General features: G+C 73.8%; 25 protein-coding genes and 1 pseudogene. 15 read left to right on the top strand and 11 right to left on the bottom strand.

Features of this window, described 5'->3' with window-relative positions; genetic code table 11:
- Window positions 1–49: 49 nt before the first annotated feature.
- Entirely contained in the window at window positions 50–889 is an 840-nt protein-coding gene (locus M6G08_RS23395; protein WP_272589122.1) for a lysozyme, read from the top strand.
- Between the two features lie 69 nt (window positions 890–958).
- On the opposite strand, the gene M6G08_RS23390 is transcribed toward M6G08_RS23395, so the two are convergent.
- From M6G08_RS23390 to M6G08_RS23370, 5 genes are all read right to left on the bottom strand, one after another.
- Window positions 959–1,675 carry an FAD binding domain-containing protein gene (locus M6G08_RS23390; RefSeq protein WP_272589121.1) on the bottom strand — a complete coding sequence of 239 codons (717 nt, stop codon included), beginning with the start codon at window positions 1,673–1,675 and terminating at the stop codon, window positions 959–961.
- Between the two features lie 174 nt (window positions 1,676–1,849).
- Entirely contained in the window at window positions 1,850–2,653 is an 804-nt protein-coding gene (locus M6G08_RS23385) for an alpha/beta fold hydrolase (RefSeq protein ID WP_272589120.1), read from the bottom strand.
- Window positions 2,654–2,662: 9 nt separating this feature from the next.
- Window positions 2,663–3,481, bottom strand: coding sequence for a hypothetical protein (locus M6G08_RS23380; protein WP_272589119.1), 819 nt, complete (start codon window positions 3,479–3,481; stop codon window positions 2,663–2,665).
- Between the two features lie 119 nt (window positions 3,482–3,600).
- The gene (locus M6G08_RS23375; RefSeq protein ID WP_272589118.1) at window positions 3,601–4,218 is read right to left on the bottom strand and encodes a sigma-70 family RNA polymerase sigma factor; all 618 of its coding nucleotides are present in this window, start codon (window positions 4,216–4,218) and stop codon (window positions 3,601–3,603) included.
- A 195-nt stretch (window positions 4,219–4,413) separates the two neighbouring features.
- A complete protein-coding gene (locus tag M6G08_RS23370; RefSeq protein WP_272589117.1) occupies window positions 4,414–5,130 on the bottom strand; it encodes a hypothetical protein in 717 nt (238 codons plus the stop codon).
- Between the two features lie 352 nt (window positions 5,131–5,482).
- On the opposite strand from M6G08_RS23370, the gene M6G08_RS23365 reads away from it, so the two are divergent.
- From M6G08_RS23365 to M6G08_RS23355, 3 genes are all read left to right on the top strand, one after another.
- Window positions 5,483–5,698, top strand: coding sequence for a hypothetical protein (locus tag M6G08_RS23365; RefSeq protein ID WP_272589116.1), 216 nt, complete (start codon window positions 5,483–5,485; stop codon window positions 5,696–5,698).
- Between the two features lie 111 nt (window positions 5,699–5,809).
- The gene (locus M6G08_RS23360; RefSeq protein WP_272589115.1) at window positions 5,810–6,415 is read left to right on the top strand and encodes a flavodoxin family protein; all 606 of its coding nucleotides are present in this window, start codon (window positions 5,810–5,812) and stop codon (window positions 6,413–6,415) included.
- A 121-nt stretch (window positions 6,416–6,536) separates the two neighbouring features.
- Window positions 6,537–7,100, top strand: coding sequence for a Dps family protein (locus M6G08_RS23355; protein WP_272589114.1), 564 nt, complete (start codon window positions 6,537–6,539; stop codon window positions 7,098–7,100).
- 224 nt (window positions 7,101–7,324) lie between these two features.
- Here M6G08_RS23355 and M6G08_RS23350 read toward each other — a convergent pair whose 3' ends face one another.
- Together M6G08_RS23350 and M6G08_RS23345 are read right to left on the bottom strand one after the other, a co-directional pair.
- Window positions 7,325–7,489, bottom strand: a complete 165-nt coding sequence (locus M6G08_RS23350; RefSeq protein WP_272589113.1) for a hypothetical protein — start codon at window positions 7,487–7,489, stop codon at window positions 7,325–7,327.
- A 34-nt stretch (window positions 7,490–7,523) separates the two neighbouring features.
- Window positions 7,524–7,880, bottom strand: a complete 357-nt coding sequence (locus tag M6G08_RS23345; RefSeq protein WP_272589112.1) for a PRC-barrel domain-containing protein — start codon at window positions 7,878–7,880, stop codon at window positions 7,524–7,526.
- A 173-nt stretch (window positions 7,881–8,053) separates the two neighbouring features.
- On the opposite strand from M6G08_RS23345, the gene M6G08_RS23340 reads away from it, so the two are divergent.
- The 3 genes from M6G08_RS23340 (at window position 8,054) to M6G08_RS23330 (ending at window position 10,344) form a co-directional block, all read left to right on the top strand.
- Window positions 8,054–8,407 carry an STAS domain-containing protein gene (locus M6G08_RS23340; RefSeq protein WP_272589111.1) on the top strand — a complete coding sequence of 118 codons (354 nt, stop codon included), beginning with the start codon at window positions 8,054–8,056 and terminating at the stop codon, window positions 8,405–8,407.
- Window positions 8,404–9,333 (top strand): anti-sigma factor RsbA family regulatory protein, encoded by a 930-nt coding sequence (locus M6G08_RS23335; RefSeq protein WP_272589110.1) that lies wholly within the window; start codon window positions 8,404–8,406, stop codon window positions 9,331–9,333. The genes M6G08_RS23340 and M6G08_RS23335 overlap by 4 nt, the downstream gene beginning before the upstream one ends.
- 165 nt (window positions 9,334–9,498) lie before the next feature.
- Entirely contained in the window at window positions 9,499–10,344 is an 846-nt protein-coding gene (locus tag M6G08_RS23330) for an RNA polymerase sigma factor SigF (RefSeq protein ID WP_272589109.1), read from the top strand.
- Between the two features lie 25 nt (window positions 10,345–10,369).
- On the opposite strand, the gene ku is transcribed toward M6G08_RS23330, so the two are convergent.
- Window positions 10,370–11,413 carry a non-homologous end joining protein Ku gene (gene ku / locus M6G08_RS23325; RefSeq protein ID WP_272589108.1) on the bottom strand — a complete coding sequence of 348 codons (1,044 nt, stop codon included), beginning with the start codon at window positions 11,411–11,413 and terminating at the stop codon, window positions 10,370–10,372.
- A gap of 224 nt (window positions 11,414–11,637) precedes the next feature.
- Between ku and M6G08_RS23320 the strand changes: the two genes are divergently transcribed.
- Window positions 11,638–12,759 (top strand): lipid II:glycine glycyltransferase FemX, encoded by a 1,122-nt coding sequence (locus M6G08_RS23320; RefSeq protein ID WP_272589107.1) that lies wholly within the window; start codon window positions 11,638–11,640, stop codon window positions 12,757–12,759.
- A gap of 24 nt (window positions 12,760–12,783) precedes the next feature.
- Here the strand turns inward: M6G08_RS23320 and M6G08_RS23315 are convergent, their stop codons facing one another.
- Entirely contained in the window at window positions 12,784–14,238 is a 1,455-nt protein-coding gene (locus M6G08_RS23315) for a purine-cytosine permease family protein (protein ID WP_272589106.1), read from the bottom strand.
- 69 nt (window positions 14,239–14,307) lie between these two features.
- On the opposite strand from M6G08_RS23315, the gene M6G08_RS23310 reads away from it, so the two are divergent.
- The 3 genes and pseudogenes from M6G08_RS23310 (at window position 14,308) to M6G08_RS23300 (ending at window position 17,401) form a co-directional block, all read left to right on the top strand.
- Window positions 14,308–14,949: a TetR/AcrR family transcriptional regulator gene (locus M6G08_RS23310; RefSeq protein WP_272589105.1), complete on the top strand. Its 642-nt coding sequence runs from the start codon at window positions 14,308–14,310 to the stop codon at window positions 14,947–14,949.
- 21 nt (window positions 14,950–14,970) lie between these two features.
- Window positions 14,971–16,596, top strand: a complete 1,626-nt coding sequence (locus M6G08_RS23305; RefSeq protein ID WP_272589104.1) for an amidohydrolase — start codon at window positions 14,971–14,973, stop codon at window positions 16,594–16,596.
- A gap of 75 nt (window positions 16,597–16,671) precedes the next feature.
- A pseudogene (locus M6G08_RS23300) lies at window positions 16,672–17,401 on the top strand (type 1 glutamine amidotransferase).
- Here the strand turns inward: M6G08_RS23300 and M6G08_RS23295 are convergent.
- Complete coding sequence (locus M6G08_RS23295) at window positions 17,391–18,566, bottom strand: GDSL-type esterase/lipase family protein (protein ID WP_272589103.1); 1,176 nt, start codon at window positions 18,564–18,566, stop codon at window positions 17,391–17,393. The pseudogene M6G08_RS23300 and the gene M6G08_RS23295 sit on opposite strands and share 11 nt — an antisense overlap.
- Before the next feature lie 44 nt (window positions 18,567–18,610).
- Entirely contained in the window at window positions 18,611–19,180 is a 570-nt protein-coding gene (locus tag M6G08_RS23290) for a TetR/AcrR family transcriptional regulator (protein WP_272589102.1), read from the bottom strand.
- Window positions 19,181–19,251: 71 nt separating this feature from the next.
- Between M6G08_RS23290 and M6G08_RS23285 the strand changes: the two genes are divergently transcribed.
- The 4 genes from M6G08_RS23285 (at window position 19,252) to M6G08_RS23270 (ending at window position 22,413) form a co-directional block, all read left to right on the top strand.
- Window positions 19,252–19,743, top strand: a complete 492-nt coding sequence (locus tag M6G08_RS23285; RefSeq protein ID WP_272589101.1) for an FBP domain-containing protein — start codon at window positions 19,252–19,254, stop codon at window positions 19,741–19,743.
- Window positions 19,744–19,882: 139 nt separating this feature from the next.
- Entirely contained in the window at window positions 19,883–20,854 is a 972-nt protein-coding gene (locus M6G08_RS23280; RefSeq protein WP_272589100.1) for a GlxA family transcriptional regulator, read from the top strand.
- Between the two features lie 28 nt (window positions 20,855–20,882).
- A complete protein-coding gene (locus M6G08_RS23275) occupies window positions 20,883–21,440 on the top strand; it encodes a DUF488 domain-containing protein (RefSeq protein WP_272589099.1) in 558 nt (185 codons plus the stop codon).
- A gap of 52 nt (window positions 21,441–21,492) precedes the next feature.
- Window positions 21,493–22,413: a hypothetical protein gene (locus M6G08_RS23270; RefSeq protein WP_272589098.1), complete on the top strand. Its 921-nt coding sequence runs from the start codon at window positions 21,493–21,495 to the stop codon at window positions 22,411–22,413.
- Window positions 22,414–22,429 lie beyond the last annotated feature (16 nt).

Genomic DNA, 22,429 nt, shown 5'->3' with positions numbered 1-22,429 from the left:
GGGTGACTGTGAGATGCGGCCGGGCGGGACAGCGGATCGGATGGGTGCCATGCGCAAACCCATATCCGTGGCGTCCCGCCACTCACGCCGCCTGCTCGCGTCGGGCGTCCTCCTCGCCTCCCAGTCGCTCCTGCTGGCCCTGTCCGCGGTCCCCGCGTCGGCCGACGGCGCGGACGCGACACCCGCCCGCGGCACCGCCCACATGGGCATGGGCGTCCTGGCCCACGAGGGCGTCCAGGGTGTGCCCGCCGGTACCCGCGTCGCCCAGACCGAGGGCGTCGACGTCTCCAGCCACCAGGGCAACGTGGCCTGGTCCACCCTCTGGAAGAGCGGGGTGAAGTGGGCCTACGTGAAGGCCACCGAGGGCACGTCCTACCGGAACCCCTACTACTCGCAGCAGTACGACGGTTCCTACGACACCGGCATGATCCGCGGCGCGTACCACTTCGCGATCCCGGACGGCGCGAGCGGCGCCGCGCAGGCCGACTACTTCGTCGACCACGGCGGCGGCTGGTCCAAGGACGGCCGGACCCTGCCGGGTGTGCTCGACATCGAGTACAACCCGTACGGCGCCACCTGCTACGGCAGGACGGCGAGTCAGATGGTCGACTGGATCGGCGACTTCCTGGACCGCTACAAGGAGCGCACCGGGCGTCACGCGGCCATCTACACCTCCACCAACTGGTGGAAGCAGTGCACCGGCAACTACAGCGGCTTCGGCGACACCAACCCGCTGTGGGTCGCCCGGTACGCGTCGAGCGTGGGCGAGCTCCCGGCCGGCTGGGACTTCCACACGATGTGGCAGTACACCTCGACCGGGCCGACCGTCGGGGACCACGACAGGTTCAACGGGGCGCTCGACCGCGTCAAGGCGCTGGCCAACGGCTGACGCCGACGTACGCCCGCCGTACGTCCTCCGTCCGTCCGCCGGCCCCCCCGAGGCCGGCGGACGGCTGCGTCAGGAGAGGGAGGCCAGGACGCCGGCGACCTGCTCACGCACGATGTCGCGGGCGCCGGAGGGCAGGGCGCCGACGTCCGTGCGTTCCAGGGCGGCGGCCACCTGCTCGGCGCTCCCGTCGTCGCACGGCGCGCTCTCGCTGAGCACCTCGTAGCCGTCGCGGACGGCCACCCGCAGGTGGCGGCCCTCGTCGTCGGTGTGTACGGCGGTGGCGACGACCAGGGGCGGTGGGCCGCCGGCCTCGGCGGGCTGCTTGCGGTAGCCGCTGGCCACCGGGGTGCGCCAGCGCAGACCGAGCAACAGGTGACGCTTGGCCAGGACCTCGGCCAGGTCGGTCTCGTAGGCGCCGTCCGGTCCCAGGACGGTCGGACGGGCGTCCAGGACGAGGGCGGCGGGCAGCAGGCAGCGCAGGCTGCTGCCGACTATGTTCCCGCCGACCGTGGCGGTCCGGCGTACGGCTCCGGTGCCCACCGTGCCGGCCGCCCGGCGCAGCACCTCGGGCACGCGGTCGTCGATGCGGTGCAGGACCACGGCGCTCCCGAGTGCCTCGGGCTCGAGCACGTTCGCCTCCGGCAGGTCGCGCAGCGACATGGCCAGCGCCGGGAAGCCGTCCCGTTGCCAGGCGGCCCACACCAGGGTGGCCCCGCCGATGGGCACCGCTCCCTCCGCCATGCACTCCTGCGCTTCGGACACGGACGTGGGCAGACGCAACAGCATGGCGATCGACCTGCTTTCCCGGCGGGCGGCGGTACGACGACGTCTCGCCTCCCGCCGCGTGATCACGGCCACTGCGCATTGTCCGTTCGGTCACGGGGGCGCGTACAGGGCTCACTCACCGGCGATGTGCGCTGTTCACGCGCCAGAGCACTACGCCGGAACGCGGGCCGGCGGTCACAGGCGCTCGGCGAGGAAGCGCAGCAGCGCGGCGTTGAAGCGCTCGGGCTGCTCGACGCCGGGGAGGTGGCCGGCCCCCTCGATCACGGCCAGGGCGGCGTGCGGGACGAGGCCCTGGACGGCCTCGGCCTCCGCCACGGGGGTGTAGACGTCGTCCGCGCCGACCAGCACCAGGACCGGTACCCGGACCGAAGCCAGGACGTCCCGGTAGTCGGGGCGTTCGGCCCGGCCGCGCAGCGCGGCGGCGGCGCCCCGCGGGTCGGTGGCGCACATCGTCTTCAGGACGCGGGCCGCCACGTCCGGCATGGCGGTGACGTTGTAGGCGGCGAGCATCTTGTCGATGACCTCGTGCGCGTACCCCTCCATGCCCTCCGCGAGGAGCCGGTCGGCCAGCCGGTTGCGGAACACCTTGCCCTCGGCGGTCTCCGCGGGTGCCGAGGTGTCGGACAGCACCAGTGCGCGGACCCGCTCCGGGTGGCGCAGCTGGAACTCCATGGTGATCTGCCCGCCCATGGAGACGCCGCCGACCACCGCGCGTTCGATGCCCAGGTGGTCCAGGAGCGCGGCGAGGTCGTCGGCGAAGTCGGCGAGCAGCACCTTGCCGGCGGTGACACCGCTGCGGCCGTAGCCGCGCAGGTCCGGGGTGACCACCCGGTACCCGGCCGCCGTCAGGGCGGTCACCTGGGGCGCCCACAGGGTGCGGTCGAACGGATGCCCGTGGACCAGCAGCAGCGGGAGCCCCGACGCAGGGCCAAAGTCGTCGTACTCGATCGTGGCGCCACGCACGGATACGGAGTTCATTCGGACACTCTATCCGTGCGAAGGGACGCACAGGTGCCCGGTCAACTCCGCGCGCAGTTGCTCCACTTCCTTCCGGACCATACTGGGCACCTGTGCGTTCCACTGTGCCGCGGCACCGTCCAGCGCCTCGGCGAAGGCCCGGTGCGCGCGGCGTCCCGCCACGGCCGTGGCGACGGGGAGCAGGGGACGCGCGAAGGAACGGCCCCTGACGCGCGCCTTCACGGTCACCCGCCAGCGTCCGTCCGGAGCCGGTCGCGGCACGACCGTCACGGTGGCGCGGGCGAGTGCGTGCGTCACGGTCCCGCGCACCGGTGCGGCGGAGGACCGTCGGCCGTGTCCGGCCGCCGACGCCCACCATCTGCCGAGATCCAGGCGCAGCCGTCCGGTGCCGCCGAGGTACTTCGCCCCCTTCCCCGCGCCGGTCCGCACCGTCGTCTCGAGCCACGCCTCGCGCGGCCGGTCGGCGCTCCGGACGCCCAGTACGCAGGCCAGCCGGGCGGGATGGGCCGGATCGTCGTCCTGCGTGACGACCTCGAGTGCCGTCTCACGGCGGCGGTCCCAGGCGAACACGGTGACGGTCGGTTCGGTCTCCGGGCGTCCGTCCGCCCCGCCGGTGGCCCGGTAGCGGGCGCCCGGCCGCAGGTGGCGCCCCTCGGTCAGGACCAGACCGGTCAGCGGGCGTCCGTCGGGCAGCCGCAGCGCCGCTCCGTCGGCTTCCGTGCCTTCGGCTTCCGTGCCTTCGGCGAGGTCGTGGAGCATGCCGAGGCACGACTCCAGCAGGCGGCGGGGCACGGGGACGAGCGTGACAGTGTGCTGGAAGCGGGCCATGGGGACAGGATGGCTGCCCAAGAGCGTCGGGTCGTGGGGGCGGTCCGGCAGGGTCGGCCCGCAGTTGGCTGCCGGTTTCCGGACCGCCCGTCACCGTCGTGCGTCACGCGGCTCGCGCGTCACGCGGCGGTGGTCACCGGCACGGGACGCTCCGCGTCGTTCAGCCACTCGATCAGGGAGCTGCGGGCCCGTGCGACCCGGGAACGCACCGTCCCTATCGGGCAGGCGCTGACGTCGGCCGCCTCCGCGTAGGGCAGTCCGAGCATCTGGGTGAGGACGAACGCCTCGCGCCGCTCGTCGGGGAGGGTGGCCAGCAGGTCGGCGAGGGCGATGCCGTCGTCGAAGCCCGGCAGACCGCGCGGCTGGGTGCGTTCGGCGGCCGACTCCCAGTCCTCCGTCGCCGCCGGCCGTGGCCGGGAGGAATCGTGGCGGATGTTGTCGACCACCGCGCGGCGGGCGATGGAGAGCAGCCAGGTGCGGGCCGAGGACCGTCCCTCGAAGCGGTGCAGGCTGCCGAGGGCCCGCAGGAACGTGTCCTGGGTGAGGTCGTCGGCGCTCTGCGGGTCGGCACCGAGGAACGTCACGTAGCGGCGGACGTCCCGGTGCAGGGCGCGTACGAAGTGCTCGACCGCGTCGGGGTCGCCGGTGCCCGCGGCGAGCGCCCAGGCCGTGATGGACGCCTCCTCGGCGTCCGGGTCCGGGCGCCGGCGGGCAGGGGGCGAGGCAGGAGTGATCACCTGTGTCCGTCCTTGTGTCGGGATCAGGAATCCGGTCTCCGGGCGGGCCCGCCCGCGCGGGACGGGCAGGCGGCACTCAGGGACCGGTGACGGGGTTGCGGCCGGGCGCGGGAGCGCGCGGCCGGGGCCCGGGGCGCGGCGCCGTCGGCTCGACGGCTCGGCGGGGTCGCCGGCGGCCTCGGGGAGCCGCTGTCGTCAGGCGACAGCACTCCGGGCGGGCGGTCCCCGGGAGGTGATCGCATGGGCGAGGGTGAGGCGGCGCGGCGCCCGGTCGGAAGCCGCCCGGCCGGGACGGACCCGGGGCCGGTGCGGCGGCGCGGCCGGCCTCAGCAGCAGGCGCAGCGGGGCGACGAGCCGGGCGGCGAGCGACCGCACGATGCGGAACGCGGCGCGCTCGCCGTGGGCGAGCCACAGTCCGCACAGCAGCGCGGCCACCAGGTGGGCGGCGAGCATCCCCGTGGATGACATGCCGCCCATGGCGTGACCGACGGCGTCCGTGGCGTGCGTGGCGTGCCCGGCATGGCCGCCGTGGTCCGCGGCGCCCATCGGCATCGGCACGGTGCCCGGCTCCGCGCCAGGGTGCGACGGAATCCGGCACAGCAGGACGTCGAGCCACCGGCGTACGAGGGACGCGTCGCCGGTGGAACCGGGGTGGGCCGTCGCCTGGGCGAGCGAGAAGGCGGCGTGCAGGACGGTCTGGGCGGCCACCGCGAGCAGGACGACGGCGACGGGGCCGCGCTCCCGGCCGGCCAGCCACCAGGCGGCCGTGCCCGTCGCCGACGCGCCCGCCGCCACGGCCCACCAGGGCACGACCGCGCCGGACATCAGGAGGTGGCCCAGGGCGGCGAGCAGCACACAGACGGCCGCGAACACCCCGGCCCGTACCGTGCGACAGCACCACCCTGCTCTCATCGCGGCCTCATCCTCGCATCCGGGCTTTCCTGATCGCCGGTGAGTACGGATTCCGGTCCGGTTCCCCACTCAATCCGACACGTGTGAGGCACGCCATACCCCTGCACAGCCGACCTCTCACACGCCGCGGCTCACGCACGTACGGTCGGACGGCGGCCCCTTCTGGTTCCCGGCCGTCCCCGTGTCGTCGAAGCGGCGGGGGCGGAGCGGGGTGCACCGGCGCACGGTGGCCGTCCGCCGTGCCTCCGCGCCGGGCGCGGTCCGCGCGTCCGCGGCCGGCGCGGCGGGTATCTCCCCGGCAGCCCCACGGCCGCCGGTGCGGTCGCTCGTTCCCCACGGAAGGCGCAGGAGTATGACCGACCTTCACGGGCTGGAGCCCGTCGCGACGTTCTGCGGCAACTGCGACTGCGGCTGCCCGCAGCTGTTCGTCGATCCGGCCGCCCCCGCGGAGCAGCGGATCGTCCTGACCGACGACTTCGGCCAGCGCGTGCAGATGAGCGCCGACCAGTTCTCGTCGCTGGTCGAGGACGCGAAGCGGGGCAGGCTGGACGCCATCGCGGCGCCCTGACGGGCCGCGCCGGGCCGCCGGACACCCGCCCGCGACCGCCGTGCGGCCGGGCGGGTGAACGCCTTCCCGCCACCACGGTCACGAGCCGTCTCGCGGGGAACAGGGTCAGGCATGCGCGCACTCGTCATCAACTGCACCCTCAAGCCCTCCCCTCAGCCCTCGAACACCGAGGCCCTCGCCGGCACGGTCATCGCGGCTCTCAAGGGCCACGGCGTCGAGGTGGACGTCGTACGAGCCGTCGATCTCGACCTGAAACCCGGGGTCCGGACCGACATGGGCGAGGGCGACGACTGGCCCGGTGTGCACGAGAAGCTGCTCTCGTCGCAGATCCTGGTCATCGCGTCGCCGACCTGGCTCGGCCGCCCGTCCTCCATCGCCCAGCGGGTCCTCGAACGCATGGACGCCATGCTCTCCGAGACCGACGACGATGAGCGCCCCGTCGCCTACAACCGCGTCGCCGGCGTCCTGGTCACCGGGAACGAGGACGGCGCCCACCACGTGATCAGCGAGATCGCCGGGGCGCTCACGGACATCGGCTACACCATCCCCGGCCAGGCGTGGACCTACTGGCACCTCGGCCCCGGTCCCGGCCCGGACTACCTGGACGACGACCGCGGCCACGACTGGTCGGCCTCCACCGGCCGGGCCATGGCCTCCAACCTCGTCCACGCGGCCCGAGCACTCAGCGCGATGCCGCTGCCCGCGCCGCCTTCCTGACGATTGGCTCGTCGCCGGCGGGAGACCCGTCCTCCCCGGCCGTGCATGTCTGCCGCCGCCGATGCGGGGCATTCGTGCATGTGCAACGACGTACGAACCGCATGAGGAGCTGAAGTCCGCCATGACGCACGACCTGACCCCGAAGTACACGGTCCCCGGCATCGAGCGCGAGGCCGCCGGGCGGCTGATCGGCGTGCTGCGCATGCGTCTGCACGCCCTCAACGATCTGCACCTGACCCTCAAGCACGTGCACTGGAACGTCGTGGGACCGCACTTCATCGCGGTGCACGAGATGATCGACCCCCAGGTCGACCAGGTGCGCGAGATGGCCGACGACGTCGCGGAGCGCATCGCCGCGCTCGGCGGGGTGGCCCAGGGCACGCCCGGCGCCCTGGTCTCCGAACGGAAGTGGGACGACTACTCCATCGGACGGGCCGACGCCATCGCCCACCTCGGCGCACTCGACGTCGTCTACACCGGCGTGGTCGAGGGGATGCGCGCGGCGGTCGAGGAGGCCGGGAAGATCGACCCGGCCACGGAGGACCTCCTGATCGGGCAGCTCAGGGACCTCGAGCAGTTCCAGTGGTTCGTGCGGGCCCATCTGGAGAGCGCCGGCGGCACCCTGGCCACGGGCACCGCGACCTCCGAGACACAGGCGGCGGAGCGCGGGGCGGAACTCGGCTAGGGACTGTTGTTCGGACCAGGTCGCAGGGGCAGCCGGCGACAACGCCGCTGGGGGGCACCTCCGCCACTCCTTCAGGCAGTGGGGGAGTACGTGCCGGACCCCGCGTCTGCGGCGTGATCCGAACGACAGCCCCTGGGCGTCCCGGGAGGGGATAGCACGGGGCCGACCGCCGAGCAGTACGCGCGGTCGGCCCCGTGTGCGCTCCCTCTTCGCCGGGCAGGTGCTCAGCGTCCGCGGCGTGTCCGGCGCCCGATGAGCACGCCGGCGAGGATCAGGTCGGCGACCAGCACCCCGACGCCGACGACGAACAGGTAGAACAGCCCTTCGGCGGCCAGTCCGATCACCCCGAGGACCAGCGCCACCAGCAACAGCAGCAGGAACAGGCTCATGGCCGTCTCCCCTCGGGAAGCATCGCCGGACGGTTCAGCGCCGGCCGAGCCGCCGCTCGCCCCGGCTGCCCTGCTCGTACGGCAGGTCGTAGTGGGCGAAGACCGCGCCCTCGTCCTCGGCCGCGAGCTCGCCGTCCGGGTCGATGCCGGGCGCGTCCTTGACCAGGCCCTTGTCGTAGGTGACCTTCAGGTAGCTCGGTCCGACGGTGGCCTTGTCGACCGGAACGAACACCAGACGCCGACGGGTCGGCAGGCCGATGGTGACCGCCGCGAACGCGGGCCGGTCGGTGGCGGTGTCGAAGTAGATGGACTCCAGGGTGCCGATCTTGTGGCCGCCGCTGTCCACGACGTCCTGGCCCCGCCAGTCACGGATGTTGTCGGCTTCGAACATGTTCTGTGTTCCCTTCGGAGGAGGCGCTCACTGTCTTGTTCCCCGCTTCGCTCGCCCGTCGCATGTTTTGTCCTCTTTCCGGCGTACGGCGCCCGCCCCGCGATAGGCTCCTGGCCGGAGAGGGCACCCGGGCAGGGACGGGGCACCCGGCGGATTTCCGAAGGAGACCGAGTGTGGATGCCACAGGCCCCACGGGCGGGCCGTCCCGGGACCGGGGCGGTGCCGTGCTGGAGGTGGGCCCGTTGCCCGGCCGTCCCGGCATCCGTGCCAGCGGAGAGATCGGCGTGACCACCCGCCGGTCCTGGGAGAACGCTCTCACCGACCTGTCCCGGCGGCACGCGGACGTGTCCTACGTGGAACTGTCCGGCCTGCGCTTCGTCGACGTGGCCGGCGTGGCGGCTCTCGCCGTCACGGCCATGAACCTGTCCGGCGGGCGGGTGGTCGTGGAGCGGCCGCCGCCGCAGCTGCCCCGGGTGCTGGAGCTGTTCTGGCCATCGCTGCGACGGATCGAGGTGGCGCCGCGATGACCACGACGGGCACCGAGGAGGCCTTCTCGCATCCGGCCCTGTTCTACCGCTCCGAGGGCGAGTACACCGACCGGACGGTGTCGTTCGTACGGGAAGGGCTGGCCGCCGGTGAGCCGGTGGCGGTGGCGGTGCCGGCCCCCAATCTCGAGCTGATCAGGAACGGGCTGGGCACGGACGCGCGGGAGGTCACCTTCCTCGACATGAGCGTGGCCGGGCGCAATCCGGGGCGGATCATCCCCGGCGTGCTCCGGGCGTTCGCCGACGGCCACGACCGGGGACGGGTGCGGATCATCGGCGAGCCGGTCTGGGCCGGGCGGAGCGCGGCGGAGTACCCGGCGTGCGCGCAGCACGAGGCGTTGATCAACGAGGCGTTCGCGGGGCGTGCGGCGACCATCCTGTGTCCGTACGACGAGACCCGGCTGGACGCGGACGTGCTGGCGGACGCCCTGGTCACCCATCCGACGGTCATCGACCGGGGCGGTGAACGGGCCAGCGGGGCCTACGACTGGCGCGCGGTGGTCGCCCGGTACAACGAGCCGCTGGGACCCGGGCCGGACGCCGCCGTCCTGGGTTTCGATACCGCGGAGCTGCCCGAGGCGCGCCGCTTCGCCGTCGAACGGGCCGGCTCCCTCGGCCTGTCCGAGCGGCGGCTGCCGGACGTGGAGCTGGCGGTGGCGGAGCTGACCACCAACAGCGTGGTTCACGGCGGTGGCCGGGGAAAGCTGGCGGTGTGGGCCGAGGCGGGGCACGTGGTGTGCGAGGTCCGCGACACCGGACGGCTGACCGATCCGCTCGCCGGGCGCCGTCCCCCGCGGCCGGGGCAGATCGGCGGGCGGGGGCTGCTGCTCGTGCACCACGTGGCCGACCTGGTCCGGACCTACACGGGGGACGAGGGCACCGCGGTCCGCTTCTACGTCGGTCTCTGACTCCGTCGCCGACTCCTGCCGTATGTCCGTTTGAATCGGGTTTTTGACGCTTCGTCGTCCCGGTCGGCGAGCGGGCAGGCATGAGAGCCATGGCCGGGGGTAGGCGGTGAGTCGTCGGCCGGTGAGCCGACGGTGACGGGGGCCGATCGACTGGGAGGGCACATCATGGCGACGACGACCGCACAGACCACCGCGCACACCACCACGGGCATGCCGGAGGTCGCGGACCCGTCCAAGGTGGCGCCCAAGGACGCGCGGGAGTTGTCGAAGCTGTTCTTCGAGCAGCTGACCCTGCTGGAGGAGGGCACGCCCGAGTTCCAGTACGCGCGCAACACGCTGATCGAGATGAACATGTCCCTGGTCCGCTTCGCGGCCGGCCGGTTCCGCAGCCGCGGTCCGGAGGAGATGGAGGACATCGTCCAGGTCGGCATGATCGGCCTGATCAAGGCCATCGACCGGTTCGAGCTGACCCGCGAGGTCGAGTTCACCTCCTTCGCCGTGCCGTACATCGTCGGTGAGATCAAGCGCTTCTTCCGGGACACCTCGTGGGCGGTGCACGTGCCGCGGCGGCTCCAGGAGGCCCGGGTGCAGCTGGCCCGCGCCACCGAGGAGCTGCGCAGCCGGCTGGGCCGCAACCCCACGACGAAGGAGCTGTCCGAGCTGATGAGCCTGCCGGAGGACGAGGTCGTCGAGGCCCGCCTCGCGGCGAACGGCTACAACTCCGCCTCGCTGGACGCGGCCATCGGCGGCAGCGAGGACGGCGAGTCGGCCCTGGCGGACTTCATCGGCGCCGACGACGCCACGCTGGCGCTCGTGGACGACTTCCACGCGCTCGCCCCGATGATCGCCGAACTCGACGAACGGGACCGGCAGATCATCCACTGGCGGTTCGTCGAGGAGCTGACCCAGAAGGACATCGGCGAACGCCTGGGCGTCTCGCAGATGCACGTCTCCCGGCTCATCTCGCGCCTGCTGGCCCGCCTGCGCGAGGGCATGCTCAGCACGGCCTGAGCCGGCCGGCGGCCGCTGCCGACTCTCAGGCGGCGGCCGTCTTCTTCCGCCGGCGGCCGCCGGTTCCGGTGAGGGCGTCGATCAGCTCGTCGCGGCTCATCCTGGAGCGGCCCGCGACGTCCTGGTCGGTGGCCCGCTGGTAGAGCTCGGCCTTGCTCAGCTCCCGCAGCTCGCCGCGTGTGGGCGGCTTCCCGCGGGAGGGGGCGGTGGCCTTCCTGCGCGCCCCGGCGGGGCGTTCGCCGCTCTTCGCCTTCCCGGCCGGTTTTCCGCCGCCCGTGCCCGCGCCCGCGCCCTTCGCCTGCTCGAGGCTGCCCTGGAGCACCTCCATCAGGTCGACCACGTTGGTCGCCTGCGGCGCCTCCTGCGCCACCGCGACCTCCTCGCCCTCGGCCTTGGCCCGCACCAGCTCGCGGACCTTCTCCTGGTACGTGTCGTGGTAGCGGTCCGGCTCCCAGGGGCCGCTGAGGGCGTCCACGAGGCGCAGCGCCATGTCGAGCTCCTTGCCCCGGCCGGCCCGGTCCGAGGGCAGTTCGGGCAGCTCCCTGACCGGGTCGCGGACCTCGTCGGCCCAGTGGAGGGTCTGGAGCACCAGGACGTCGTCCTCGGCGCGCAGCGCGGTCAGGTACTGGCGGTTGCGCATGACGAAGGTGGCGACGCCGGCCTTGCCGGACTCGGCGAGGGCCGCGCGCAACAGCTCGTAGACCTTGAGGTACTCCTTGCCGCGCGGGGCGACGTAGTAGGTGCGGTCGAAGTAGACCGGTGCGATCCGGTCCAGTTCGACGAAGTCGGTGATCTCCAGGGCGCGGGAGCGGCCGGGCGCGATCTCGTCGAGTTCGTCCGGTTCGACGACGACGTACTCGCCCTCGCCCACCTCGTAGCCCTTGACGATGTCGCCGGGGTCGACCTCCTTGCCGGTGCGCTCGTTGACGCGCCGGTTCCGGATGCGGTCGGAGGTGCCGCGCTGGAGCTGGTGGAAGTGAACCGTGTGGTTCTCGGTCGCCGTGAAGAGCCCGACGGGCACCGAGACCAGCCCGAACGTGATGACGCCTGTCCAGATCGCCCGTGCCATCGCCGTCCGCTCCGTCCGTCCTGCCGTACCGCTCGGGCGTTCCACACTGACACCGCGCCCGCGCTCCCGCGCGCCGGGCGGCGCACTCGGGTGGGCGGCGGGCCGGCAGCGCGCGGATCGGCCGCCGCCGGGTTTCCCTGTGAGGTGCGGGACGGCGACCGCGCCGGCCGTACCACGAGGAAGCACACGTCGAAGCCGCAGAGCCGAACAGAGGGGCGCCGCCCATGAGCCGTCACGTGAAGCCGATCAGTCGCGAGGAGCACCTGCGGTTCGTCGCGGCCCGGCCGTCCGTGAGCCACCTGCAGACGCCCGCTTGGGGCGAGGTGAAGCCGGACTGGCGGGCGGAGAGCCTGGGCTGGTTCGACGAGCGCGGCGAACTGGTGGGGGCCGGACTGGTGCTGCTGCGTCCGCTGCCGCGGCTGAAGCGGTACCTGGCCTATCTGCCCGAGGGTCCGGTCATCGACTGGGACGCGCCCGACCTGGAGCGGTGGCTGGAGCCGATGCTCGCGCACCTGAAGCGGCGGGGCGCCTTCTCGGTGAAGATGGGGCCGCCGGTGGTGGCCCGGCGCTGGAGCCCCGAGGCGGTCAAGGCGGCGATCGCCGACCCGGAGGCCGGGCGGCTGGGGGACGTGGAGGCGACCGAACGGGAACCCGGGGCCGAGGCGGTGGCCGAGCGGCTGCGCCGGACGGGCTGGCGTCGCTCCGCGTCCGGCGGCGAGGACGGGTTCGCCACCGGACAGCCGCGCTACGTGTGCCAGCTGCCGCTCGCCGGGCGGACCCCGGAGCAGCTTCTCAGCGGCTTCAACCAGCAGTGGCGGCGGAACGTCAAGAAGGCCGAGAAGGCCGGCGTCAAGGTCGTCCGGGGTGACCGCGAGGACCTGAAGGCGTTCTACGAGCTCTATGTCGAGACCGCCGAGCGGGACCGGTTCGTGCCGCGACCGCTCGGCTACTTCGAGCGGATGTGGACGGCGCTGACGGCCGAGGACCCGGACCGCATGCGGCTCTACCTCGCCCACCACGACGGGGAGGTGCTGGCCGCGGCCACGATGCTGACGGTCGGCGAGCACGTCTGGTACTCCTACGGCGCGTCCACCGTCCGCCGGCGCGAGGTGCAGCCCAGCACCGCCCTCCAGTGGCGGATGATCTGCGACGCGCTCGAACTGGGCGCCTCGGTCTACGACTTCCGCGGCATCACCGACACCCTCGACGCGGACGACCACCTGCTCGGGCTGCTGCGCTTCAAGGTGGGCGCCGGCGGCCGGGCCGTCGAGTACCTCGGCGAGTGGAACTACCCGCTCAACAAGGTGCTGCACAAGGCGCTGGAGCTGTACATGGCGCGGCGCTGACCCCGGCCGGGGTGGGACCGTCCTTCAGGGCGTCGGCGTCCGGAGTGCCCCGCCGCGGGACAGGGCCGCGTAGAGCAGCGAGGCGGTGACGAGACCGGCCGGCAGGGCGAGGTCCACCCCGCCGAGGGCGTGGGCGATCGGCCCGGTGTAGAGGGTGTTCACGCACAGGGCCGCGACGGTGACGCCTCCGGCGAGGGCGAGGGCGCCCGCCGGGTTGACCCCGGCGCGGTACCAGAAGGGGCTGCCGGGCGTCTCGTCCATCAGCGCGGGGCCGTCGTACCGGTTGCGGCGCAGCAGGATGTCGGTGGCGTAGACGGCCAGGGCGGGGCCCAGCAGGACGACGGTGAGCTGGAGGACGTTGCTGACCGTGTCGAGGAAGTCGGAGACGAGGAGCCCGTACAGGGTGAGGGCGACCGCGGCGGTGCCGTCGGCGAGCACGCTGAGGGAGCGGCGGATGCGGATGCCGACGGCCTGGAGGGCGAGGCCCGCGCTGTAGGCGGTCAGGGCGTTGATGGCGATGGTGCCGAGGACCAGGGCGAGCAGGAGGACCGGGCCGAACCAGTCGGGCAGGAGCTGCCGCAGCCCCGCCTGCGGGTCCGTCATGTCGGCCACCGTCGCGGCGAGGGCGCCCAGCGAGCAGACGGCCACGCCGGGCAGGAAGCCGCCCAGGAAGGTCCAGCCGACGACGGCCCGGGCGGGCGTGGTGCGCGGGAGGTAGCGGGAGAAGTCGGCGCTGGTGGTGTACGACAGCGGGGCGGAGGCGATGAGGGTGACGCCGGCGACCACGACGGTCAGCAGGTCCGTGCCGGTGAGCGGTTCGGCCGGCACGTAGGAGAGGTCGGCGTGCCGGAACACGCCCACGGCGACGACCGCGAAGGCGGCCGTCAGGGCCAGGGTGATGGGGAGGTACAGCTTCATGATCATGGCGTGGCCGTAGACGCCGATGACCAGGGTGAGCGCGGCGACCACCATCACCACGACGACCTTCACACCGGTGTTCGCGGTGATGCCGGCCATCTCCACGAGGGCGAAGGCGGCGGTCGCGGCGGCGGCCAGGTTGAGGGCGAAGTAGCAGACGGAGATCAGCCAGCCCACGATCGCGTTGTTGACGCGGTTGCCGCGCACCCCGTACATCGCCCGGGTGATGACCTCGCTCGGCGCGCCCGCCGCCGGCCCGGACATCGAGAGCAGACCGGTGAGCAGCCAGAAGAGGTTGCCCGCCACGATCACCGCCAGCGCCTGCCACAGGGTCAGGCCCATCAGGACCAGGGCGCCGCCGGTCACCAGGCTCAGGTAGTTGACGTTGGCCGCCGCCCACACCGAGAACAACTGCCGCGGCCGGCCGTGGCGTTCGTGGTCGGGGATGTGGTCGATGCCGTGGGCCTCGACGCGGCCCGCCCGGTCCGACGGCGGCGGGTGCGGTGCCTCCCGGGGCGCGGCGCCGGTGCCGGGGTGCGGGTCGGGGATCGTGGACGCCATGAGGCTCCTCCGGGGTGCTGGTGTCCCACCTGCTTGCTTGTTGGTCGCACACTCAATAGCATCGATTCCATGCCGTCAAGCATTCCGAACAAGCGAATCCGCAAGTCTCCCGCCACCAGACGTGCGGAAATCGTTGTAGCGGCGTCCGGGGTCGCAGTGACCGAAGGGCTGGAGTGCATCACTCTGCGGCGGGTCGCCGAGGAGCTGGACGTGCGCCCCGGACTGATCAGCCACTACTTCCCGGCGGTGGAGGACCTGGTGGCCGAGGCGTACGGCGACGCCGCCTCCGCCGAGCTCGACGAACTCCTCCCCGCCGACCTGGACGGCGCGACGCCGACCCGGCGGCTGGCCCGGTTCTTCGCGCGGGCGACCGGGCCGGACTTCGACGACATCAGCCGGCTGTGGCTCAACGCCCGGCACCTGAGCCGCTACCGGCCCGCCCTGCGCGCGAGGGTGGCCGTCCAGGAGGCGGCCTGGCGCGACCGGCTGGAGGCGGTGATCCGCGACGGCGTCGAGCGGGGCGAGTTCCGCACCGACGACCCGCTGGTGGCCGCCGTCCAGATCCTGGTCGTCCTCGACGGCCTCGGCATGCTCGTCAACAGCGCCGACACGGGTGGCGACCCGCCCGCGGTGCGACGAATGCCGATCACCACCGCCGAGCGTGAACTCGGCCTGCCCGCCGGCGCCCTGACGACCACCGACCCCAACTGAACCGCCCCTCAAGGAGTGACTGTGCGCACCTCTCTCGTCCTGCTCTCGGCCCGGCTGCTCGACCCGGTCACCGGCGCTTTCCTGCCGCAGACCGCGCTGGCCGCGGCCGACGGCAGGATCAGCGCCCTCGGTGACGACCGGGAGATCCGTGCGCTCGCGGACGCCTCGACCACGGTCGTCGACCTGAAGGGCGCCGTGGTGACCCCCGGCCTGGTCGACGGGCACATCCACCCGGTCACCGGTGCCGAACTGACCCACGGCCTCGACCTGTCGGGCTGCACCGACGTCGGCCAGGTGCGCGAGGCGCTGGCCCGCGCGGTGCGGGACCTGGCCCCCGGCGCGTGGCTGCACGGCTGGGGACTGGACCCCAACGTCTTCGGCGACCGGCCGGTGCAGACGGCGCCCTTCGACTCCGTACTCGACGGCGTGCCGGCGCTGCTGCTGCTCTTCGACGCGCACTCCATGCTGGCCAGCCGGCGGGCCCTGGAGCTGGCCGGGGTGGACGGGCCGCGCACCTTCGAGCAGGCCACGGCCGAGGTGGTGTGCGACGCCGAGGGGCGGCCCACGGGCCTGCTGCTGGAGGACGCCGCCTGCGAACTGGTGGAGCGGATCGCCCCGCAGCCCACCCGGGCGGAGCGCCTCGACCGGCTGGCGGCGGCCCTGCGTGCCATGGCGGCCACCGGCTTGACGGGCGGTCACGTCATGGACGCCAATGGCGACAGCCTCGACCTCTTCACCGAGCTGGACCAGTCGGGACGGCTGCCGCTGCGGCTCCGGGTGGCGCCCTGGTGCCAGCCGGGCACCGGCGCGGACGGGGTGCGCGCCCTCGTCGAGGGGCAGGGCAGGGGCGGCCGGTTGTGGCGGACCGCCGGCGTCAAGATCTTCATGGACGGGACCGTCGACAACGGCACCGCCTGGCTGGAGCAGCCGGACTGCCACGGGGAGTCCCGGCACGCCTTCTGGCCGGACCCCGCGGAGTACACCCGCGTCGTCGGCGAGCTGCACCGGGCCGGCGTGCCCACGGCCACCCACGCGATCGGCGACGCGGCCGTACGTCACGCCCTCGACGCGGTCGAGAAGGCCCAGGCGGGTGGCGGACGCGGGGTGCGGCACCGGGTCGAGCACATCGAGACCGTCCCCGACGACACGCTGCGCAGGTTCGCCGAACTCGGGGTCGTGGCCTCCATGCAGCCCACCCACTGCTGCGACTTCACCCGGGCCGACCACACCGACAACTGGTCCCGGCGGCTGGGCGAACCGCGCGCCTCGCGGGCCTGGCGCTGCCGCGACCTGCACGACTCCGGCGCCGTCGTGGTGCTCGGCTCCGACTGGCCCATCGCCCCCTACCCGCCGCTGGGCATCATGGCCGGCGCCCGCCACCGCCGCCCGACCCGCGACCTCAGCCGGGCGCCGCACGGCCCCGAGCAGGCGCTGTCGGCGCTGGAGGCGCTGCGCGGCACGACCGTGAACGCGGCGTACGCGGCGGGCGAGGAGGACGAGGCCGGGCGGATCGCCGTCGGTCACCGCGCCGACCTCACGGTGCTCGCCGCGGACCCACTCACCGTGCCGGCCACCGAACTGGCCGACGTACCCGTTCTGTTGACCGTCCTGGACGGCGATCCGACACACCGCGCCGCGAGTCTGTGACGCGTGACGGGGTTGCGGGCCGGAGCGCCCCGGGCAGGGTGGTGGTGTCCTAGGGTCTGAGGCGGGGAGTGGGCGATGGCGCGGCTGCTGGTGGTGCAGAACGGTCCCGGCGGCGGGCCGGGCCGGTTCGGTGACTGGCTCGTCGCGGACGGCGTGTCACTGGACGTCGTGCGCGCCTACGCCGGCGCCCCGCTCCCCCGTCGCCTCACGCACGACGGTGTCGTGGTGCTCGGGGGCGGTTACCTGCCCGGCGACGACGTGCGCGCGCCCTGGCTGGCGCCCACGCGCGCTCTGGTCGCCGAGGCGCTGGAGCGGGGCGCCCCCGTGTTCGGGATCTGCCTCGGCGGGCAGCTCCTCGCCCACGTCGCGGGCGGCACGGTACGGGGCGAGCACGGCGAACCCGAGTTCGGCAGCACCCCGCTCACCCTGCGGCCCGGCGCCGGTGACGATCCGCTCTTCGGCGGGCTCCCGGAGCGGGTGACGGCCGTCGAGCACCATGTGGACGCCGTCACCGCCCTGCCGCCGGGCGCCGCCTGGCTGATGGAGAGCGAGCGGTGCCCGTACCAGGCGTTCCGGGTCGGCGACCGGGCCTGGGGCGTGCAGTTCCACCCCGAGGCGGGCGCGGACCGGATGCGGTCGTGGGATCCGCAGCGGTTGCGGGCGCGGGGGCTGGACCCGGCGGAGCTGTGCCGGCCGGGCGGAGCGCGACGAGCCGGCCGCCGAAGCGGTCTGGCACGGGGTCGCCCGGTGTTTCGCCGCGGTCGTACGGGGCCGCGGCCGTGGGGAGCCGGGCTTCAGCCGCTGAAGGCGCCCCGGTCGCCGAAGGCCAGCTGGGCGAAGCGTTCGCCCATGCGGCGGTGGGTGGCGGCGTCCGGATGGACGTTGTCGGGCAGGGGCAGCTCGGCGGCGTCGGCCTCGCCGTAGAGGTCGCGGCCGTCGAGGTGGTGCAGGTTCGGGTCGTCGGCCGCCCGCTGGGCCACGATCCGGGCCAGCTCCTCCCGGATGACGTTCAGGGTCAGCTTCCCGCTCTGGCGTTCGGCCGGGTCGCCGGTGGCCACGAAGCGCAGCCGCCCCTCGGCGGCCTCGCCGAAGTCAGGGGCGAGGGGGCCGGGCGTGTCCTCGTGGACGGGGCACAGGACGGGCGAGACGACCAGCAGCGGGGCGGTGGGGTGGCCCTCGCGGATCGTGTCGAGGAAGCCGTGCACGGCGGGGCCGAAGGCGCGCAGCCGCATGAGGTCGGCGTTGACCACGTTGATGCCGATCTTGACGCTGATCAGGTCGGCGGGGGTGTCGCGCATGGCCCGCGCGGTGAACGGGTCGAGCAGGGCGCTGCCGGACAGCCCCAGGTTGATCAGCTCGACGCCGCCGAGGGAGGCGGCGAGCGCGGGCCAGGTCGTGGTGGGGCTCGCGGCGTCGGAGCCGTGGCTGATCGAGCTGCCGTGGTGCAGCCAGACCCTGCGGCCGGGGTCCCGAGCGGGTTCCACGGGGGCGTCGGTGCGCAGGGCGACGAGTTCGGTGGTCTCGTTGTGCGGCAGCCAGACCTCGATGTCCTTGTCGCCCTCGGGCAGGTCCGGGAAACGGAGGGTGCCCACCGGGCCGGGCTCGACGGAGGCCGTGCCGGCGGTCATGTCGATGGTGAGGGTGTTGCCGCCCGCGACGCTGCCCCGGCCCGCCGGGCGGCCGTCGACCAGCAGGTCGTACACGCCGTCCGGGCGCGGCGGGGCGCCCGCGTAGAGGCGCTTGGTGGGCAGCGTGTCCAGTTCGAGGACGGTGGCGCGGGTGCGCAGCGCCAGGCGTACGCCGGAGGGCTGGGACTCGGCCATGGCCAGCTGTCCGTCGGTGTTCTGGGCGCGGGCCCGGGCCGGCAGCCGGTGCGGCAGCAGTCCGTGTTCGGTGCGCTCCAGGTCGAGGGCGCCGCGGATCAGGTCCGGGGTGATCGGCGTGGTGATCAGGCCGTCGTGGGTGTGCATGTGGTTCTCCGGCTGTGGTGGTGTCTCGCTCCGCGGTACGGGGTTCAGGGGGCCGGCCAGTTGCGCAGCAGGGCGTCGAGGGCGTCCACGATCCGGGTCCAGGTCTCCTGCGTGTCGGGGGCGCTGTGGTCGAAGCCGCCGCCCATCTCGAGACTGACGTAGCCGTGGAAGACGCTGCCCAGCAGCCGGACCGCGTGGGTCTGGTCGGGTTCCGTCAGGTCGTAGCCCCGCAGGACGGCCCGCGTCATCCGCGCGTGGCGGACACCCGCGCTCGCTGCCGCCGTCTCCGGGTCCAGGCGCAGCTGGGCCGCGGCGTAGCGGCCGGGGTGCTCCCGGGCGTAGTCGCGGTAGACGTCCGCGAAGGCGGCCAGGGCGTCCTTGCCGGCCCGCCCGGCCAGCGCGGTGGCGGCCCGGTCCGCCAGCTCCTCCAGGGCGAGCAGGGCGATGCGGGTCCTGAGGTCCTGGGAGCCCCGCAGGTGCGAGTACAGACTCGCGACCTTGACGTCGAACTGCCGGGCCAGTGCGGAGACCGTCACCTGGTCGAAGCCGACCTCGTCGGCCAGTTCCGCGCCCGCCCGGACCAGGCGTTCCGTGGTCAGCCCCACGCGCACCATAACCATCCTTCCGTTTACCTGAACCGATTATGCATTTGCCTAAGGCTTTTAGGCAACCTACTCTCCGTCGTATGAGACCCCTGACCGACAAAGAGATCCGCGCCGCCTTCGTGAACTGCTCCAAGGGCGCGGCCAAGCGCCTGTCCGTGCCGCACGACCTGGCCGACCGCCCGTGGGACGACCTGGACTACTTCGGCTGGCGGGACCCGCAGGCGCCGGACCGCGCCTACCTCGTGACCGAACTGGACGGCCGTCCGACCGGGCTCGCGATGCGCGCCTCCGGCGCGGGTTCCGGGCAGACCCGGCGCAGCATGTGCTCGATGTGCCTGACGACCCACTCCGGCGGCGTCTCGCTGATGGTCGCGCCCAAGGCCGGCAAGGCCGGGCAGCAGGGCAACTCGGTGGGTGCCTACATATGCGGCGACCTGGCCTGTTCGCTGTATGTGCGGGGCATCCGGGAGCCGGACGCCGGGGCGCGCCTGCACGAGACGATCACGCTGGAGGAGAAGATCCGGCGGACGGTCGCCAACGTCGCGGCGTTCGTCGACCGGGTGGTCGCCTGACGTGGCGTTCCCGACAACTTCCAACGGGAAAGTGCCACGGCGGCAGGAAGGCTCCTGACCTGTCTCCGACCTGCGTTTCAATGGGCTGGTGGCCGGCCACGGCCACGGCCGCCGTCCGGTGAGGAGGTCCGTTCCGGCCATGCACACCGTCGCCGTACTCGCGCTGGACCAGGTGATCCCGTTCGACCTGTCCACCCCGATCGAGGTCTTCGCCCGCACCCGCCTCCCCGACGGGCGGCCCGGCTACCAGATCCGCGTGTGCGCGGAACACCCCGAGACCGACGCCGGGGCCTTCACCCTGCGCGCGCCGTGGGGGCTGGAGGGCCTGCGGGACGCGGACACGGTCATCGTGCCGGGTACGGCCACCGCCGGCGCCCCGCTCCCCCCGGCCGTCCGCGACGCCCTGCGCGCGGCCGCCGCGAGCGGCACGCGCATCGCGTCCATCTGCTCGGGCACCTTCCCGCTGGCCGCCACCGGGCTGCTCGACGGCCTGCGGGCGACCACCCACTGGGCCGCCGCCGACGTCCTGGCCGCCGCGCACCCGGACGTCGAGGTCGACCCGGACGTCCTGTACGTCGACAACGGCCAGTTCCTCACCTCGGCCGGCGCCGCCGCCGGACTCGACCTGTGCCTGCACATGATCCGGCGGGACTACGGCTCGGCGGTCGCCGCCCACGCCGCCCGGCTGTCGGTCGTGCCGCTGGAACGCGAGGGCGGCCAGGCGCAGTTCATCGTGCACGACTGCCCGCCCACGCCCCGCGGGTCCGCCCTCGAACCCCTGCTCGCCTGGCTGCGGGACAACCTCTCCCGCGAACTCGCCCTCGCCGACATCGCCGACCACGCCGGCATGAGCACCCGCACGCTGATACGCCGCTTCCGGGAACAGACCGGCTCCACCCCGCTGCAGTGGCTGCACCGGGCCCGCGTCCGGCAGGCGCAGCACCTGCTGGAGACCACGGAGCACTCCGTGGAGCGCGTCGCGGCACAGGTCGGCTTCGGTTCGCCCACCGCGTTCCGGGACCGTTTCAAGCGGACCACCGGAGTCAGCCCGCACGCCTACCGGCGCTCGTTCGGCCGGGCGGTGCCGCGGGCGCGCGGCCGGGAGGCATGAGCGCGGGCGGTGCGGGGACCTGGGTCACATGTCGCATCCCCACCTGGTCACGTTCGGACACGGCACCGCGGGCCGCGCCGCACTGGCCGAGCTGCTGCGGGGCGCCGACGTGCCGGCCGTGGTCGACGTCAGGACGGCGCCGGGCAGCCGGCGCGACCCCGACCTGCTGCGGGAACGGCTCGCCCGGTGGCTGCCCGAGGAGGGTGTCGCCTACCGGTGGGAGCAGCGGCTGGGCGGCTTCCGCAAGCCGGCGCCGGACTCGCCCGACGTGGTGTGGCGCAACGAGTCCTTCCGCGGGTACGCCGGCCACACCCGTTCGCCGGAGTTCGTCACCGCCATGGACGAGCTGCTGGAGCAGGCCGCGCGGGAACGCACCACGGTGATGTGCAGCGAAACGGTGTGGTGGCGTTGCCACCGGCGCCTCATCGCCGACTTCGCCGTGCTGGCCCGGGGCACTCCGGTGGACCACCTCATGCACGACGGCCGCCTGACACCCCACTCCCCCACCCCGGGGGCACGGCTGCGGACGGACGGGCTCCTCGTGTACGACGACGAGGACGAGGCGGCGAGGCACGCGCGGTCGTAGCGGGTTCGCGGCCGTCGGTGGCGGACACACGTCGAGGTGGAGGCGGAGGACCATGCAGCGCGAGGGCGGCGACCACGACGCGGAGCCGGTCGAGTCGGTGCTCGACGAGCTCTACACGGCACCGCCGTCCGGCTTCGTCGCCCTCCGCGAGGAGCACGCCAAGGCCGCCAGGACCGCCGGCCGCAAGGAGGACGCCCGCCGTATCCACGCGGCCCGCCGGCCCACGCTCGCGGCATGGGCGGCGAACCTGCTGGCCCGTTCCCGGCCCGAGGAGAGCCGACGGTTCCTGGACCTGGGGCAGGCGCTGCGCGAGGCCTACCGCACCCTGGACGCCGACGGTCTCAAGGAGCTCTCCGCGCAGCGGCGGAGCATCGTCTCCGCGCTGTCCCGGCAGGCCGCCCTGCTCGCCCGCGAGGCGGGGCACCGGCTGTCCGAAGCGGCGCAGCGGGAGGTCGAGTCGACGCTGCAAGCCGTCCTCACGGACCCGGACGCGGCCGCGCGATGGGCCGGCGGGCGGCTGGAGGGCTCGCTCACCCCGCCCTCGGAGTTCCCCCCGGACACGGTCCCGGCCGAACCCGCGCCGCGCGAGCGTCCCTCCCGGGCGCGGACTCCCGCCGCGGGCCGCGCGAAGGACGAACTCGCCGAGCGGCGCCGCAAACGGCAGCAGGACGTAGCCCGCGCCGAACAGGCCGCCGAGCAAGCCGAGCGGCAGCTGCGCGACCGCCGGGCGGAACACGCGGACGCCGACTCCGCGCTCCGGCGCACCGGCGACGAACTCGACCGGGCACGCGGGGAGGTGTCGTCGGCCGAGCGGCGGCTGCGGCAGGCACGACAGCGACTGGAGCGGGCCGAGCGGGAACGGCGGGAGTCACAGGAGCGCGAGCACTCGGCGGCGGACGCCCTGGACCGGGCCGCGCACGAGGCACGCGAGGCCGCACGGCAGGCCGACCGGCTGGCCGGCCGGGTCGAGTAGTACGGCGGACAAGACT

Origin of the sequence: Streptomyces sp. M92, from assembly GCF_028473745.1 — a bacterium.
GTDB lineage: Bacteria > Actinomycetota > Actinomycetes > Streptomycetales > Streptomycetaceae > Streptomyces.
Note: the sequence above shows the minus strand (reverse complement) of the source record. Positions and strands in the feature narration are given on the sequence as shown.